At 46.3% G+C, this 15,513-nt stretch carries 21 protein-coding genes; 3 read left to right on the top strand and 18 right to left on the bottom strand.

All coding sequences use genetic code 11. From position 1 onward, the window contains the following. Positions 1 to 3: 3 nt before the first annotated feature. From ftsL to ACWJJS_RS08670, 5 genes are all read right to left on the bottom strand, one after another. Positions 4 to 357, bottom strand: coding sequence for a cell division protein FtsL (gene ftsL / locus ACWJJS_RS08690; protein WP_003154442.1), 354 nt, complete (start codon positions 355 to 357; stop codon positions 4 to 6). 39 nt (positions 358 to 396) lie between these two features. Next, on the bottom strand, positions 397 to 1,332 hold the full coding sequence (gene rsmH / locus ACWJJS_RS08685; RefSeq protein WP_007409704.1) for a 16S rRNA (cytosine(1402)-N(4))-methyltransferase RsmH: 936 nt from the start codon (positions 1,330 to 1,332) through the stop codon (positions 397 to 399). Positions 1,333 to 1,401: 69 nt separating this feature from the next. After that, entirely contained in the window at positions 1,402 to 1,833 is a 432-nt protein-coding gene (gene mraZ, locus ACWJJS_RS08680) for a division/cell wall cluster transcriptional repressor MraZ (protein WP_007409703.1), read from the bottom strand. Positions 1,834 to 1,958: 125 nt separating this feature from the next. Further along, entirely contained in the window at positions 1,959 to 3,578 is a 1,620-nt protein-coding gene (gene bshC, locus ACWJJS_RS08675; RefSeq protein WP_182068845.1) for a bacillithiol biosynthesis cysteine-adding enzyme BshC, read from the bottom strand. Between the two features lie 86 nt (positions 3,579 to 3,664). Next, positions 3,665 to 4,546, bottom strand: coding sequence for a 2-dehydropantoate 2-reductase (locus ACWJJS_RS08670; RefSeq protein WP_317461446.1), 882 nt, complete (start codon positions 4,544 to 4,546; stop codon positions 3,665 to 3,667). A gap of 162 nt (positions 4,547 to 4,708) precedes the next feature. On the opposite strand from ACWJJS_RS08670, the gene ACWJJS_RS08665 reads away from it, so the two are divergent. Next, positions 4,709 to 5,191 (top strand): N-acetyltransferase, encoded by a 483-nt coding sequence (locus tag ACWJJS_RS08665; protein WP_015388272.1) that lies wholly within the window; start codon positions 4,709 to 4,711, stop codon positions 5,189 to 5,191. Between the two features lie 40 nt (positions 5,192 to 5,231). On the opposite strand, the gene gerR is transcribed toward ACWJJS_RS08665, so the two are convergent. The 3 genes from gerR to ACWJJS_RS08650 all read right to left on the bottom strand — a co-directional run bounded on the left by gerR (position 5,232) and on the right by ACWJJS_RS08650 (position 6,686). Continuing rightward, positions 5,232 to 5,807 carry a sporulation-specific transcriptional regulator GerR gene (gene gerR, locus ACWJJS_RS08660; RefSeq protein WP_003154450.1) on the bottom strand — a complete coding sequence of 192 codons (576 nt, stop codon included), beginning with the start codon at positions 5,805 to 5,807 and terminating at the stop codon, positions 5,232 to 5,234. Positions 5,808 to 5,966: 159 nt separating this feature from the next. After that, positions 5,967 to 6,146 carry a 50S ribosomal protein L32 gene (gene rpmF / locus ACWJJS_RS08655; protein WP_003154457.1) on the bottom strand — a complete coding sequence of 60 codons (180 nt, stop codon included), beginning with the start codon at positions 6,144 to 6,146 and terminating at the stop codon, positions 5,967 to 5,969. A gap of 21 nt (positions 6,147 to 6,167) precedes the next feature. Then, positions 6,168 to 6,686 (bottom strand): YceD family protein, encoded by a 519-nt coding sequence (locus ACWJJS_RS08650; protein ID WP_003154459.1) that lies wholly within the window; start codon positions 6,684 to 6,686, stop codon positions 6,168 to 6,170. Positions 6,687 to 6,894: 208 nt separating this feature from the next. On the opposite strand from ACWJJS_RS08650, the gene ACWJJS_RS08645 reads away from it, so the two are divergent. Beyond that, a complete protein-coding gene (locus tag ACWJJS_RS08645) occupies positions 6,895 to 8,142 on the top strand; it encodes a nucleotidyltransferase (protein ID WP_182068843.1) in 1,248 nt (415 codons plus the stop codon). 18 nt (positions 8,143 to 8,160) lie between these two features. Here ACWJJS_RS08645 and ACWJJS_RS08640 read toward each other — a convergent pair whose 3' ends face one another. Together ACWJJS_RS08640 and ACWJJS_RS08635 are read right to left on the bottom strand one after the other, a co-directional pair. Continuing rightward, positions 8,161 to 9,183, bottom strand: a complete 1,023-nt coding sequence (locus ACWJJS_RS08640) for a SepM family pheromone-processing serine protease (protein ID WP_182068842.1) — start codon at positions 9,181 to 9,183, stop codon at positions 8,161 to 8,163. 5 nt (positions 9,184 to 9,188) lie between these two features. Continuing rightward, positions 9,189 to 9,968 carry a patatin family protein gene (locus ACWJJS_RS08635; protein WP_014304961.1) on the bottom strand — a complete coding sequence of 260 codons (780 nt, stop codon included), beginning with the start codon at positions 9,966 to 9,968 and terminating at the stop codon, positions 9,189 to 9,191. A gap of 179 nt (positions 9,969 to 10,147) precedes the next feature. On the opposite strand from ACWJJS_RS08635, the gene ylbJ reads away from it, so the two are divergent. Next, entirely contained in the window at positions 10,148 to 11,374 is a 1,227-nt protein-coding gene (gene ylbJ / locus ACWJJS_RS08630) for a sporulation integral membrane protein YlbJ (RefSeq protein ID WP_003154466.1), read from the top strand. An 18-nt stretch (positions 11,375 to 11,392) separates the two neighbouring features. On the opposite strand, the gene coaD is transcribed toward ylbJ, so the two are convergent. From coaD to ACWJJS_RS08590, 8 genes are all read right to left on the bottom strand, one after another. Further along, a complete protein-coding gene (gene coaD, locus ACWJJS_RS08625; protein ID WP_172614670.1) occupies positions 11,393 to 11,875 on the bottom strand; it encodes a pantetheine-phosphate adenylyltransferase in 483 nt (160 codons plus the stop codon). Positions 11,876 to 11,879: 4 nt separating this feature from the next. Beyond that, positions 11,880 to 12,434, bottom strand: coding sequence for a 16S rRNA (guanine(966)-N(2))-methyltransferase RsmD (gene rsmD, locus ACWJJS_RS08620; protein WP_071391873.1), 555 nt, complete (start codon positions 12,432 to 12,434; stop codon positions 11,880 to 11,882). Next, positions 12,434 to 12,643 (bottom strand): hypothetical protein, encoded by a 210-nt coding sequence (locus ACWJJS_RS08615; protein WP_094246961.1) that lies wholly within the window; start codon positions 12,641 to 12,643, stop codon positions 12,434 to 12,436. The genes rsmD and ACWJJS_RS08615 overlap by 1 nt, the downstream gene beginning before the upstream one ends. A 90-nt stretch (positions 12,644 to 12,733) precedes the next feature. Beyond that, entirely contained in the window at positions 12,734 to 13,006 is a 273-nt protein-coding gene (locus ACWJJS_RS08610) for a YlbG family protein (RefSeq protein WP_003154470.1), read from the bottom strand. A 58-nt stretch (positions 13,007 to 13,064) separates the two neighbouring features. Further along, on the bottom strand, positions 13,065 to 13,514 hold the full coding sequence (locus ACWJJS_RS08605) for a YlbF family regulator (protein WP_003154472.1): 450 nt from the start codon (positions 13,512 to 13,514) through the stop codon (positions 13,065 to 13,067). Positions 13,515 to 13,584: 70 nt separating this feature from the next. Next, positions 13,585 to 13,824, bottom strand: coding sequence for a YlbE-like family protein (locus ACWJJS_RS08600; RefSeq protein ID WP_003154475.1), 240 nt, complete (start codon positions 13,822 to 13,824; stop codon positions 13,585 to 13,587). A 15-nt stretch (positions 13,825 to 13,839) separates the two neighbouring features. Continuing rightward, the gene (locus tag ACWJJS_RS08595) at positions 13,840 to 14,250 is read right to left on the bottom strand and encodes a YlbD family protein (protein ID WP_071391875.1); all 411 of its coding nucleotides are present in this window, start codon (positions 14,248 to 14,250) and stop codon (positions 13,840 to 13,842) included. A gap of 163 nt (positions 14,251 to 14,413) precedes the next feature. After that, a complete protein-coding gene (locus tag ACWJJS_RS08590; RefSeq protein ID WP_278071820.1) occupies positions 14,414 to 15,454 on the bottom strand; it encodes a CAP domain-containing protein in 1,041 nt (346 codons plus the stop codon). Positions 15,455 to 15,513: the final 59 nt, after the last annotated feature.

Here is a 15,513-nt window from a genome sequence, read left to right as displayed (position 1 = left end):
TTATCATTCCTGTATGTTTTTCACTTTTTTATCTTTCAGATTCAAACCGTGCTTTTTAGCGATATCCATCAGGCGCTGCGGCTGGCTTAAGTCAGCAGCCGTCTTTTCGAGATCACCGATCTGCTTATTCTTCTCAGATACTTTCTCCTCCAGTTTTTGCACCTCAATATTGGATTGGTACGCCGCGTATGCCTTTGATACGATAAACATTGATGTGGAGAGAACGGCAATGGCAAACAGGACGAGCAGCACCTTTTCCCCTAGTGTAATGGAAGCCCTCTTTTTGACAATCACCTTTTTTTCGGGACTTATCACTGGCCGTTGTTGTTTTTCCTGCTGGTAAGCTAAGTTGCTCATAGGCTGATGACCTCCTTTAATGTTGTCATTTGCTGCCCGTTATTTTCGTTTCTCCGCAATGCGGAGCTTCGCTGACCGGGCGCGGTTATTTTCTTCAAGCTCCTCTTTTGATGCCGTTATGGGCTTTCTCGTAATCAGTTTTAATTCCGGTTCAAATTCTTCCGGTATCACGGGAAGACCCGGAGGCAGTTCGGGAAGTGATGATTTTTCCTTGAATGTCGTCTTGCACATTCTGTCTTCCAGCGAGTGAAAAGTGATCACAGACACCCTTCCGCCCGGCTTCAGCACCTCTATCGCTTGCAAGAGGGCCTCTTCAAATACTTGAAGCTCGTCGTTTACGGCGATTCGAATGGCTTGGAATACACGTTTGGCCGGATGACCTCCGCTTCTTCTTGCCGGAGCCGGTATCGCGTCCTTTATTAGATCGACCAGTTGGCCGGTTGTTTGAATAGGCGATTTTTCTCTTGCCTCTTCAATTTTCCGGGCGATCTGCTTGCTGAATTTTTCTTCTCCGTATTTAAAGAAAATCCTCACAAGGTCCTCATACCGCCATTCATTTACGACTTCTTTCGCCGTAAGGGCGGCCGACTGGTCCATCCTCATGTCCAGCGGTGCGTCATGATGATAACTGAATCCCCGTTCCGGTGTATCAAGCTGCGGAGAGGATACTCCTAAATCAAATAAAATTCCGTCGACACTCGTAATGCCGTGTTCATGTAAACACTCTTTTAAATAACGAAAGTTGCTTTTTACCAGAATGAGCTGTCCTTTGTATTCGGACAATGTTTTCTTTGCGTTTTCAAGTGCCGTGTCATCTTGGTCAAAGGCGATCAAGCGTCCTTTTTCCGATAATTGCTGCAATAAATATGTACTGTGCCCGGCGCCGCCAAGGGTGCAGTCCACATAGGTTCCGTCCGGTTTGATATTCAAACCGTCGACGGTTTCACGAAGAAGTACTGTCTTATGCTGAAACATTTGTGTCGGTCCCACCTTTATCAGGAATGAATTGAATTGTCAGTTGTTGTTGTGATGCACGAAGATCCATTATATATCAAATCCAATCATGTTTTCAGCAATTTCAGCGAATGAATCTTCTTGCTCTTCTGTGTATTGTTCCCATATTACCTTACTCCACAATTCAATTCGATTGGAAACCCCGATGACAACACATTCTTTTTCCAGTTTTGCGTAATTCAGAAGAGATGACGCAATATTAACCCTTCCCTGCTTGTCCAGTTCGCATTCGGTCGCACCGGAAAAAAAGAATCGGGTAAATGCGCGGGCGTCTTTTTTGGTGAGCGGCAGAGCCTTCAGCTTTTCTTCAATCAGCTTCCATTCATTCATCGGATAGCCGAAAAGGCATTGGTCCAGTCCTCTGGTCAGCACGAACTGCTCACCGAGGCCTTCTCTGAATTTTGCGGGTACGATCATGCGGCCCTTTGCATCAACAGTATGCCGGTATTCACCCATAAACATGATAAGGACCCCCACTTTCCCTCCTAAACTCACCACTATCCGCCACTTCTCTCCACAACCTCATTTTACACTGTTTACACATAAAAAAAAACCCTGAACTATTCAGGGTTCTTTAAAACTTTATTTCAAAGTTTGACAATCTGATGTTGGTTTTGAAAAGAAAATGGCAGATGTTTGAAGGTTGTGAAGAATTTTGGACCGTAGCGGTTCAGATAATACATCACATTCCAAATCCGTTCCTGCGGAGCGCCGAGCGGTCTGATGCTGTTTTGGATTCTTTCATAGTCACGCAGCACAAAGCCTTCTTTTTCTTCAATTCTTTTCGTTACCGTCCGTTCTAAAAAGAAGAGCTGATCTTGAATGAAGGCGGCATTCTTCTGTAAGAGCGGCTCAAGGCTTGAATCGACCTTCAGCGCTTCGTCCCTTGCGCGTTTATGGACAGCTTCAATCTGAGACTTCGCCTGTTCCATTACAGAAGAAAACTCTTCCGGAATCTGCTCTTCAAAATAAGTGTCTTTCAGGTGTCCGGTGCCGTGTTCAATCGCTTCCTGAAGCGGGATATTCCGTTCTGAAAGCTTCTTTTCAATATGGCGCTCAAGAATCGTAATGTTCAGTCTCGGCACTACCGGCGTCATGCGAAAGCCCATTAATGAGAAAGCCTGCTTCAGCTCACCCCAATAATTGATTTCTCCCGGCCCCGCGATAAACGCCAGAGTCGGAATGAGAAACTCCTGCATAAGCGGCCTTGTCACAACGTTATTGCTGAAACATTCCGGTTTTTCTTCCATATGAGTATGAAGCTCGTCGTTCGTCCACTTCAGGTCAAGCTCCTTAATGACAAAAACGCCGTTTTCTTTTTCAATTAAGAAACGCTCTCCCTCGTGTTCGTAAAACAGATTGGCCTGATCTTTGTCCGTTTCAATAATCGGGTGATAACCGGCTTCCCGCATAAGACGCTGCTGGTCTGACACGGCTTTGGCAAGCTCATGATTGTGTTTTAAAATCTGCTGAAACATACTCGTTTCCAGCTTTTTAATCCCCGGATCTCCCGAATTCATCAGAATAAGGCCTTCTTCTTGAAACAAGTCGGCGATCAACAGCTCAAAAAAGTCCGTGAATGTCTCTGATGAGCGTAAACATCGCTTCACGTTTTGAAGGAGTGTGTTTGTGTGATCCGTTTCCTCAAAAGCAGCGAACACTTCATCAATCCAAGCCGCGCATTTTTGCTGATCTAGCTCGGTTTTAGCCGCCGATGTTTTTTTCCAGTACGACTGCGGCAGTTTCTGTTTCACCGGACCTTTATTCTCTGTTGACGTATGCACAAAATTGATTTCTTCCAGATCGTGATCTTCACCCGCCACCCAGAAAATCGGAACAACAGGAATCTGTAACGCCTCTTCCTGCTGTCTGGCAAGTACGATAATGGAGATAATTTTATGTATGGTGTAAAGAGGCCCCGTTAAAAGACCGGCCTGCTGGCCGCCTACAACCGCTGCGCTTTTTGGATCTCTCAGTTTTTCGATGGAGGCCTGCATGGCGGCAGAGTGAAATTTTTCGTGATAGGAGGATAAATAATCGGCTAATTCCTCTCTGGCAAACGGCCGCAAAGACAAGTCATGAAGCCTCTTTTGCCATACGTCCTCTGAATGAATATCATAATCAAAAAATGAAGACATGTTTTCTCCATCTATATAGTGCTGCACAAACTTATTTTGACTTTTGATGGAAAGTTCAGTTAGCTGCATCTGTCTGGAACTTCCTTTCTCCAATAAATAGTTAGGTTTCCGAAATGAGTATAGCATGTTACCGGAAAACCTCAAAAGACTTTGTTTCAGTTTCTTTCTAACGCTTTTATGCTGCGGTGTAAAAACGTGAGATGAACGGCCGGCAATCCTCGGCTTTCCGCTTCTTTTACAAGATAGCCGATAATCGCATCGGCCTCTGTCCGCCTGCCTGCCATGATATCGACGAGCATGGAAGAATGATTTTTTTCCGTCAGTCTGCAAACTTCGCAAACCTTGTTCCACGCTTTTTCTCTATCGGCGAGGCCAAGTATTGTCTCCGCTTCTTCAAACACGTTTCTCATATATTTTTTGTAAGCGTCATTTCTTAACAGCTCTCCGTTTTTCACGCGCAGCAATGCAGTTAACGGGTTGATGCATACATTGATGATCAGTTTTCCCGTTAACAGCCGATACCAGTCGTTTTCATCATATACGGGAAAATCCCGGTGCATGCCGGAAAAGATGCTTTTGAGCGTTTCCGGCCGGGATGCGCTGAATACACTCCATCTTACGGCTCCCGCTCCCGTATGTTCAACGGCATGATCCGATATCTTTTTTGCTCCGTGCTCAACTGTGCCGGCATAAAGCGAATGATCCGTATGCCAATCTCTAATGTCGTGTATGTGTCCCATGCCGTTTTGCAAAAACAGCACATTCGTCCCTTTTATCGTCTCAAGATCCCGCAGCACAGCACTGAGCTGGTGCTGTTTAACGGCTGCGATTAAGAGGTCGAATCCGGAAGTGAGGCCGGTTTGCGCTCTGCATGCCGCCGTACATTCTATTCCGTCTTTCAAAAGCCGGATACCGCCTGAGTTAATCGCATCAGCCTGTTCCGTCCGCCGCGTAATGACCGTTACCTGATGGCGGGACGATAAGTAGTAAGCACATAAAAGACCTACCGCTCCGCCGCCGATAATTCCGATTTTCACACTGTCACACCCTATATCTGCATTTTTCCATATTATCATAGCAGAAGCCGCCGCAAATTACTTCAATTTCGTTTTGAGCAAAAAGACAGGCAAGCATATTATAGTTGGAATTTTCAATTAAAGCGTTTACAATAATGGTAGAACACAACAAAGGGGGAGTTTGTGTTGAAAATAGAGCGCCTGCTCATCAACTTTAAGACACTCGAAGAATTTAAAAGGTTTAAGGAATACGGAATGCAGGAGCTGTCGATGCTTGAAGATCTTCAGGATAATATCATTGAAAATGACAGCACCTCGCCTTTTTACGGGATTTACTTCGGGGATAAACTAGTGGCGAGAATGAGTTTATATCAGGTAAACGGAGGTGCGAATCCGTATTTTGATCAGCGTCAGGACTTTTTGGAACTTTGGAAGCTTGAGGTTCTTCCGGGCTATCAAAACAACGGATACGGAAAAGCGCTTGTTGATTTTGCAAAATCCTTCAGAATGCCGATCAGGACAAATTCACGCATGAAATCAGCAGAATTCTGGGATAAGATGAATTTTGAGCCCGTTAAATATGATATGGCGCGTGATAAAGGAGAAAATCCTTACATCTGGCACCCCGATATGGACGGTGAAATGACATCCGGAGAAACGGCATAATAAAAAACCGGCCGGGCCGCCGCCCTCAGGCCGGTTCATTTTACAGGCTCTGCGCCGATTTCCTGTCGTCTTCTTTTGAATTGACCATCCTTCTCGCTCTGTCCATAATGTCAATTAACGCTTTATAATCTTCTTCCGTCATCTCCAGCTTGTTTCTCAAGCTTTCATTTTCCTCACGCAGATCCTCGACTTCTTTTTGCAGCGCGGTCAGCTGTTCTGTGAGTTTTTCTTTTTCATGACGAACATCCGCTGCGGCCGGCGACTCTTTAAATTGCTGAAGAAACAAAATGACATCATCAATGGACAGCTCTTTTTCTCCTTCCGCCCTGCGGATCGGAGGCTGTTTGACGGTTCCCGGCAGATTGGCGGAATGCACCCCGATCTGCTTTCTTAATTCCTTCCGCTGTTTTTTCGCCAGTTCTATCCCTGACTGATATTGTTTTCTGACATAAGAATTCCATCTGAACCCGCAGGCGGCAGCCGTTCTCGTCAGCGCTCTGCCGACTTCTTCAAAAGCGGAAAGCTGGGTCCCGCCTTCCCGAATATGCCTGAGCACCACTTCGGCCAGCAGCAAATCTTCATCTTGCGTCCACGCGTCTTGTCTCGTTATCGTCAATCGTATCTCCCTCCATATTTGCTCATTTACCTCATACATATGCCGCTGATAGATTAGATAGACTACTGGCGCTCACAATTTTTTCGGCGGAAGCAGGCCGGAGGGGCAAAAAAAAAAGAAAAGCGCAGGAACCGAGATTCCCGCGCTTTTCTTCATACATTAATTGCTTTTAACATTTATGTCTTTGCCGTTGTATGATCCGCATGCTTTACATACACGGTGAGACAATTTCATCTCTCCGCATGACGGGCATTCTGTCATACCAGGTACATTTAGTTTGAAATGTGTACGGCGCAATCTTTTTTTCATTTTAGAAGTTCTTCTAAAAGGTACAGCCATTATTCCCACCTCCTTAAAGAGTTAAGATTCATCATCTTGTGTTAAGAGCTTTTTCAGATCCGCAAGTCTGGGGTCGATTTGATTTTTCTTGTCTTCCTCAGAAATCACTTGCCAATCCTTCCCCACTTGGGGAGCGGCTCCTTCTTTTTGTTCAGTTTCACAAAAGACTTGCATAGGAATTTCTAAAAGAATCTCTTCTTTTACGATCGGAGTTAAGTCAACGATATCGTCTTCAGCAATATGAACGTCCTCATCTTCTATATCATCCGACTTATGAAATCTAAACAGTTCTTTTGTCGCGATTGTAAATGGATACGGCACATCAACTAAAGTTCTTGAGCACGGCAAAACCATTTCGCCTGAAATCGTAAAGTCAAACGAAACTTGCTTGGATTCAATCTCCGCGCGGCCCTTCACCCGGACGGGAGAAATGCGGCGGATGTCAGAATTCAATTTTGTCAGCTCATTTAACTCAACTGTTTCATCAAATTCAAAGCTCTTTTTCGCCATTTGATGAAGCTGATAAATCGTCCATTTCATTTGTATCACCTCAGGAAAGCAACAAACATGATTATAGCTTTTCAGAATGTTTTTGTCAATATTTTTTCTTTACAGCATAATGCCGCCGTCATGCAATCGTTGACAGCCGGATAGGCTATGCATACACTAAACGAAACGGACTAAAATATGCACTTCATTTGCAAATGTACCACACGAAGCAAAACATAGCAAGAAAGGCGGGACAAATATGAAAGCAGTCGGCCTGGTTGTTGAATATAATCCCTTTCATAACGGACACCGCTATCATGCGGAACAAGCAAAAATCAAAACGGACAGCAGCGTCGCGGCGGCGGTGATGAGCGGCCCTTTTTTGCAGCGCGGGGAACCGGCCGCCGTCTCAAAGTGGGCCCGGACAAAAATGGCGCTGGAAAACGGCGTAGATATCGTCATTGAGCTCCCTTATATATATGCCGTACAAAAAGCGGAATTATTCGCGCGCGGCAGCGTTTCGCTTCTTCATCATTTAGGATGCAGCAGCTTGTTTTTCGGCAGCGAAAACGGGCGGATCGAACCCTTTATTGAAGCGTCTGAAGCGTTCAGCCGAAAGGAAGATGACTGCAGCCAGATTCTGAAAGAGGAGATGAAAAAGGGTCTCAGCTATCCGGCCGCCGCCTCAAAAGCTTTTTCACACATATTCAAAGGGCGGGACATGCTCGATTTGTCCAAGCCGAACAATATTCTCGGTTTTCACTACGTTAGAGCGATACACGCCTTCGGTTCCGCTATGAAGCCTTATACGACAGCCAGAATCGCTTCCCAGTATCATGACGACGAGCTTCCCGGAGATAACAGCCGGATAGCCAGCGCAACAAGCATCCGGAAAGCGCTGATAGAAAAAGGAACGGCGGCCGCAAGGAGCTTTCTCCCGGAAGCGTCTGCGCGTGAGCTGGAGGCATACAGAAATGCATACGGGATATGGCACAGCACGGAAGACTATTTTTCATATGTAAAATACAGCGTCAGCACTCTGTCCGCTGAAGAATTGAGCCGAATCTACGAAGTGGAAGAAGGCCTTGAGCACAGAATTTTGCGCACCATCAGACAAGCCCGATCCTATCGCGAAATGATGGAACGATTGAAAACAAAACGATACACGTGGACGAGGCTGCAGCGGATGAACACGCACATTCTGACACGGACGAAAAAGGAAGACATGCATCGGCTTTTACAGCCTTCAAGCGCTCCTTATATCCGTCTTCTCGGAATGACGAAAAAAGGACAGGCGTACCTGTCGGCAAAGAAAAAAGAGCTTACCGCACCTCTCGTCAGCAAGCTCTCTTCTTTCTCTCATCCCGCTCTGGATCTGGACATACTGGCGGGACGGGTTTACAGCCTGCCGATAAAAGAACCTGAACGCACATTGTTTGAGAAACAGGAATTTTCACAAGCGCCGATCCGCTATGATGAAGACGAACAGCGTTTTTTGAATGCGTAAAAAAAGCACCTGCCTGTATCAGGTGCTTTTTACTTTCAGCTGATCCAAATAGTCAAGTGCGTCCTGCATGGTGTCGACAGGGACGATCTTCATATCGGACTTGATTGCTTTCGCCGTTTTTAGCGCATTTTTGTAATCAGAATTTTCAGCTCCGTTTTGATTCGGCGCAAAGAAAATATCTTTTCCCGCTTTGTCTGCGGCGACGACTTTCTGATCGATTCCGCCGATCGGTCCGACCTTGCCGTCCACGTCGATTGTCCCCGTTCCGGCTATATTATAGCCTTTTGTTTCGTCAGGTTTTGTCAGCTGGTTGTAAATTTCTAAAGACATCATGAGACCCGCAGAAGGCCCGCCGATGTTTTCAATGCTGAAATGAAGATCCGGCTTTACTTTCACGTTCCGGTCCGTATATAACGCGACGCCGATTCCCGCTCTTTTCGGGTCTTCCGGGAATGATTTCAGCACAATGTCAACGGTCTTTTCTTTCGTGTCCCGTTCAACGTGAAACGTTACTTTTTCCCCCGCTTTTTTGCTGCTGATATAATCAATCAGCTTTTCAGCGGATTCATATGTTTTCCCGTCCGCGCTGATGATTTTATCACCGACCTCTATTTTTCCTTTTGCCGGCATGTCAGAGACGACTGAGCTGGCGAAAATCCCGTTAAATGAATATTTCACCTGTTTCCCGGCTTTTTGATAAGCGGCAATGACCGCGTTTTCTTGGGAGCTTTTCATCATTTGCAGCTGGCGCTTCATATAATCCGAGTCCGATTCGCCCTCTTCTTTTATGCTTTCATCAGGGACGATTTCATCGTAAGGATGCACTTTCGCCCAAAGATATGTATACGGATTGGCGGGGCCTACTTTGACAGTCATCAAGGAAAGGCTTCCTTTTTCAGGATAGCCTCCGTCCACCTTAATCAGCGGTCTCAGCTCTGATGCTTCTCCCGGCTGTGTAATGTAATACGGAAGCTTAATAAATGTAACAGCAATTAATAAGATCAGGATGATAAACACCCAGCGAAAATGTTTTGCTTTCATATGAGTTAGCCCTCCCAGTTCTCTATTTCTTGTTTAATCCGGCCGATCATCCGGTCTGCGGCTTCTTCGCCCGCTGTGATCATATGATCAATGTTGGCAAAAGAACTTGAGCTGAATGATTCAAGAGAAGGGCGGATCATGACGTCTGCGGCAATGGTCTGGTGACGGACCAATTCATTTTGCAGTATATCCATACTTTGCATGATTACATCAAAAATATGTGCCGCTTTTTCCGTTTTTTTCACCCGGGATACGTCAGAGGCGATGACGATATCAGCACCCATATCTTTTACGGCGGAAACCGGGATTCTGTCAACCACCGCGCCGTCGACTAACATACGTCCGTTCATTTTTTGCGGGACGAAAACGCCCGGTATGCTGATGCTCGCGCGGACGGCTTCGGACACTGAACCTTTCGTAAAAACGAGTTTTTCGCCGGTCTGAAGGTCGCAGGCCACGATGCCGAGCGGGATCCGCAGTTCTTCTATCGGCTTGCCGTACGTATAGGCATGAACAAGCTGCCTGATGCGGTCTCCTTTTAAAAATCCGAGCCTCGGCATCGTATAATCCGCGTACAGCCGCCGCTTAAATGCTTTGGCGACTTTTTTCATCGTAGCCACGTCATGCCCGGCCGCATAAAAGCTTCCGACTAATGCTCCCATGCTGCTGCCGGCAATCATATCAATTGGAATCTGATGCTTATGTAAACTGGATAACACTCCGAGATGAGCGATGCCTCTTGCCCCTCCCGAACCTAACGCTAACCCGATTGTAGGTTTGGCCAACGCGACGAACCCCCTAATAGACATCCTATACATGAATTCTATGGTCTAAATTGAACCCCTATGCTCGTATATTAGTACAGGATGACAAATAGGTACTTGCCCGGCCGCCTTTAAGGTCTGTTCTATATTTTATCATGATATAAATGTCAGTGTGCAATTTTAGCATCGGGGAGGTAAGAATGAATTTGTCTAAGTTTCATACATTTTTGATTTCATTGTTTTTCATTTTTTTGACGGCGACGGTTATTTCACACCCTCAGGCCTCATTCGAAGCCTCCAAAACCGGTCTTTCCATGTGGTGGGAGGTCGTTTTTCCTTCATTGCTTCCGTTTTTTATTCTATCTGAGCTTTTAATCGGATTCGGCATTGTCAAATTTGTCGGCCTTTTACTCGAACCCTTTATGCGTCCCATTTTCAGAGTGCCGGGGGTCGGCGGATTTGTACTGGCTATGGGCATGGCTTCAGGCAATCCGGCCGGCGCGAAGCTGACTGCACGGCTGCGCCAGGATAAACAAATCTCCAGAGTAGAGGCTGAACGCCTCGTCTCTTTTACCAATTCATCCAATCCGTTATTTATATTCGCTGCTGTGGCGGTCGGCTTTTTTCATAACGCGTCTCTCGGCATTCTGCTGGCATCGGCTCACTATCTCGGAAACATCGCCGTCGGCCTGACGATGCGTTCATACGGACGGAAAGAAGAAGCGGCGTATACCGGTAAAAAGACGATCGCTCTCCCTTCTCTGAAGGAAGCATTTCTGGCCCTCCACAAGGCGCGGCTTTCGGAAAAGCGGCCGCTCGGAAAAATTTTGGGCGACGCCGTCACCTCTTCTGTACAAACCTTGCTGATGGTGGGCGGTTTTATTATATTGTTTTCGGTTTTCAGCCGGTTATTATCAATCGTACAAGTCATGGATGTGCTTTCTGTATTTACAAACGCGCTGCTTTCCCTTTTTCATCTTCCGGCAAATCTGGACATCCCTCTTATCAGCGGAATGTTTGAAATTACACTTGGGAGCAAGCTGGTCAGTGAAGCTGATGCCGCCTTGCTGCCGAAAGCCATGATTGTGAGTTTTATTCTCGGGTTCAGCGGCCTTTCCGTACAGGCCCAGGTAGCCGGCATTTTATCGGAAACAGATATCCGCTTTAAACCGTTTTTCGCGGCGCGTATCCTTCAGGGCATTTATGCCGCACTCTTTATTCTCTTACTGTGGAAGCCGCTTTACCTTGCATTGGACGAACCTTACCAGTCCGTATTCCTCCCTTTCCGCGATCAGGACGCGGGATCTGCTGCCGTCAGCGGATGGAATACACTTGTTGAAACCGGGCCCGCCATCACGCTGACAGCTCTCGCCGTATACGCATTGATTTATTGTTACAGGCTGTCAGCACGGACAAAAAAAGGATGAGACGCCGATCAGCGCTTCTCATCCTTTAAATTTCTGCTTCAGCGCCTGTTCAACTTCCGGAGGAACAAACTCTGAAACAGGCCCGTTATATTTTGCGACTTCTTTTACGATGCTTGAACTTAAAAAAGAGTACTGATTGTTCGTCATCATAAAAAAAGTTTCTATTGATTCGTCAAGCACGCGGTTGACGGAAGTCCCCTGCATCTCATATTCGAAGTCAGAAACGGCTCTGAGCCCTCTGATAATCGCTTTCGCCTGCTTTTTTTTCGCATAGTCGATTAACAGTCCCTGTGACGTCTCGACCGTAATATTCGGAATGTCTTTTGTCACTTCTCTTAACAGCTCACAGCGTTCCTCGACTGTAAACAGCGGCTGCTTAGAAGAATTATTGAGCACGCATACGTACACATGCTCAAACACGTTTGCCCCCCGTCTGATAATGTCCAGATGTCCGTAGGTGACGGGATCAAAACTTCCGGGACATACAGCTATACTTGCCACATCATTACCCCCTATTTCGGTATATCGTCACTCCTGTAAGCCCGTAGATTTCCCTTCTTGTTACAGAAAGCGCGCCGACGGCTTCCGGAAGCACAACGGCTTTATCATGCTCGGCTACGACAAAACCGTCTTCATTCAGCATGTTCTGCTCATCAATCATTTCGATAAGCGCTTTCAGCTTTTGTTCCTTATACGGAGGATCTAAGAAAATTCCGTCAAAACCTTTTTCCCGTTTCGCCGCGGCATAGAGGGCCCGCTCTGCATCATTGCGGTATACTTCCGCTGAAGCCAGCAGATCGAGCGCTTTGATATTTGCTTTTACCGTTTGGATGGCTTTGAAATCACGGTCCACAAAGATACAGCGGTCAAATCCGCGCGACAGCGCTTCAATCCCGAGACCGCCGCTCCCCGCAAACAAATCCAGCCCCGTTCCTCCGTCAAAATACGGGCCGATCATATTAAAAATAGACTCTTTTACTTTATCCGTCGTCGGCCTTGTTGATGTGCCCGGCACCGCCTTTAAGGCTCGTCCTTTTCTTGAACCGGAAATTACTCTCATTATTCACACCACTTTTTCTGAAAACTTTGATGTTTCTCATCGGCTGAGCCGTTATGTATAAAAACAATCCCTATCTTATCATAAAGCATTCTTTCAAACAATGAACGTGAAAAACGTGTATACATATTCACATTCCTGTCAAGACTACGTGTAACAGCATCAAAGAATGATGTTGTTGCCAACCGCGGAGAAGACTTACGTTTCCCCATAAGTTCTTCCTCCGGTTTCTCCTCTCCCTTTTCCTTCTCCTTAACTTGTTAAGGAATAGAAGGACCCCGCAGGTATCTGCGGGGATTTTTTTATATACCGACTTTATAATCGTACTCTTTCGCTTTATCAAGCTTTGATTCAAATTCCAGCTTTAAAAAAGGTTTATAAGAAGGCTCTACCTTCTTCACATAAGAATAAGAAGAAATCTTTTCCATTGTTTTTTCGATCAGGTCCATATCGCAATACAGCACAACGTATTTCAGCCGCTTGGAAACATAATGAACATTGCCGAATTTTCTCAGCATTTTGCTGTGTTTTAAGGAATGCAGATATACGATTATGCCTTGGCGCTTATTTTCCATCATGATCACCCGCCTGACTTTCTGTTCATTTTATGTAAAAGACGAGACGGCCGTCTCGTCAGGAAACTTTGCATCCGCAGCCGCCGCCGGAACCGCAGCCGCCGCCGCAGGATGACAGGCCGTCAAAATAAGGATTCCCCGTCGGCACTTTTACATGCTCCGAGACGGCCGTTCCGAGTTCAATGCTGATCTCGTCAAGCAGCGACTGAAGCTCAGTCTCCGCTTTTTTAAATTCGGCCACCTTATCGTTTAAATCGAGCTCCCGCTTCATTTCTCTCATTTTGCGGGAAATCTCTCTATAATCAGGATGGTATTTGCCAAAGCGCTGCACATCCTCATACTGCTCTTTAACGCTCATAAAAGAACGAATGATCCGCCCTGCCTCTTCATCTTCACGGAGACGCTTGTAACAATCGCGGTAATTTTCAGCCGTCTCAGACTGCAGAATCATGCCGGCAAGCTGCTCCGCTTCACTTTGAAGCTTGACGGACTCAATTGTTGCATACATAAATACGCACCTCCAGTTGCTAGTTTACCATGAAACCACCCAATTGGAAAATGCGGCGTTTAAACGCTTTTTAATCCTGCGAACGCATGGCGTGTACCATCTGCATCATCATCTGCGCCATTTGAATCCCGTTTGAGAATTGACTTACCCGATGCGGTATCGTCTTTTCATAAAAATTCATCATGTCAAGCTGAAAGGAATTGAGATCGTCCGGTTTTCTCGCAAGTCTGCGGTACCAGACGGGACGCTGCCGTATAAACCGTTTCCGTTCCTCATCTGCGGATATGAATTCCTGAACCTCTTTTCGCATACACGATCCCCTTCTTTAATCCTTTCTGAATGAAAAAGGATGTTGTCCGGAGCCTTGCCGGGGCTGCTTCGTGCTGCTCCCCGAAAATTGGCTTAAAAGACTTTGCAATGATGAAATGGACTGGCTCATTTTATTGATCTGCTCATTCATTTGGTTGATATCCATCTTTTTGACGGCAGTGACCATTTTTGAAACGAAATCATTCTTTTCAGCTGGTTCCTGTTTGGTTTCCGCGTCGGAAGAAGGCTGAACGGCCTCGTCTTTAAAAGGGTCCCACATCGGATCATCCTCGCCTAGGAGCACCCAGTTTTCATAGACTTCCTGCCAGCTTCTTTGTTCCTTGCGAACATTTTGGATCAGTTTGGGATGCTTTTTTACGAATTGTTTAAAATCATCGATTGATTGCCGTGATTGCTGATTCGCCACAATTCTCACCCCCTCCGAAAAGTTTTGCCTGCTATAATGTATCGGTTCATGCGCCTTAATGTTCGCCTAAATTGCGAAAAAAAGCAGGTATATTTTTTCAGCAGGAGCGCCGCTCGTGAAAAAACATAAAAAAACCGCGGGGGACGCGCCCCTCTGCGGTTTTTTACTGCCAAGGCTTAATGAAGTTTTGCGTATAATACTTCCGGTCCACGCCGACACCGAGGTGCGTATAATCCGGGCTTAACAGCGCCTTCCTGTGGCCTTCGCTGTTCAGCCAGCCCTCCACGGCTGCAGGACCGTCCACATAGTTGTAGGCAATATTTTCACCGGCCTCCCGGTATTTCACATCGCCTTTTTCCAAGCGGTCCTTCAGAGTCCCGTATTTCTTTGAGACGTGAGAGAAATACTTGTTATCCTTCATGTCCTTGCTGTGGCCGAATGCCACTTTCGCGGCGCCTTCGTCCCATTTCAGCCTTGCCAGTCCGTGTTTCACGCGGATGACATTTGTAATGTCGAGAATCTGCTGTTCACTCGCTCGTTCAATGTCGTTCCATTTTTTATCAGAAACTGGCTCGGGTTCTGTCAGCTTTCCTCTGTACATGACCTCATACGGCCTTTGTTTCACAAGCGTTTCCGCATCAAAAGCCCTGATGCTTGACAGATTCCCGTCAAATTTGTCCATGTACAGCTGAACATACATTCCGCCTATCTTGACGGTGGGACGGGTATTGATATCTTCTTCGGAAAACTCAAACCGATACGTGTTTCCCTTGTCAGTCACATTGACAAAAGGAGAAACCTGCGTCGTTTTAAAAACTTCGCCCGTCGATTCGCCGATCTTAAACGGTTTTGCGTTGATGCCGCTTCCCGAAGCGTATAAAGTCACGGCTTTATCATTCAAAATACCGACTTGTACGTATTGGTCTTTCCCCTGGTTGTACACCCACCACTCGTAATCGTAGGCAGAAGGATCTTTCCGAGACGGTTCCCCAAGTTTCTTTTTCACATCGGCGGCAGATTTCCCCATGAGAGAAAGCAGTCCGGATGACGGCATTTTCAGCCGTTTTCCGCTCTCTTCTTCATTGGAAACCTGAGGCTCCTCCTGATTGGTCTTTTTCTGAGGAGCCGATCCATATTGTATAAACAGAACATACGCTCCGTAAATAAGCAAAAGGATAAAGAGAGCCCTTGCGATATTTTTCAACCTCTCACCCCCATATCATCAAACCGTTCTGTTATTGTTTACTCTTATACAGTACAGCC

Source organism: Bacillus sp. JK106 (assembly GCF_053663355.1).
This window is presented reverse-complemented; position numbering and strand designations above follow the sequence as displayed.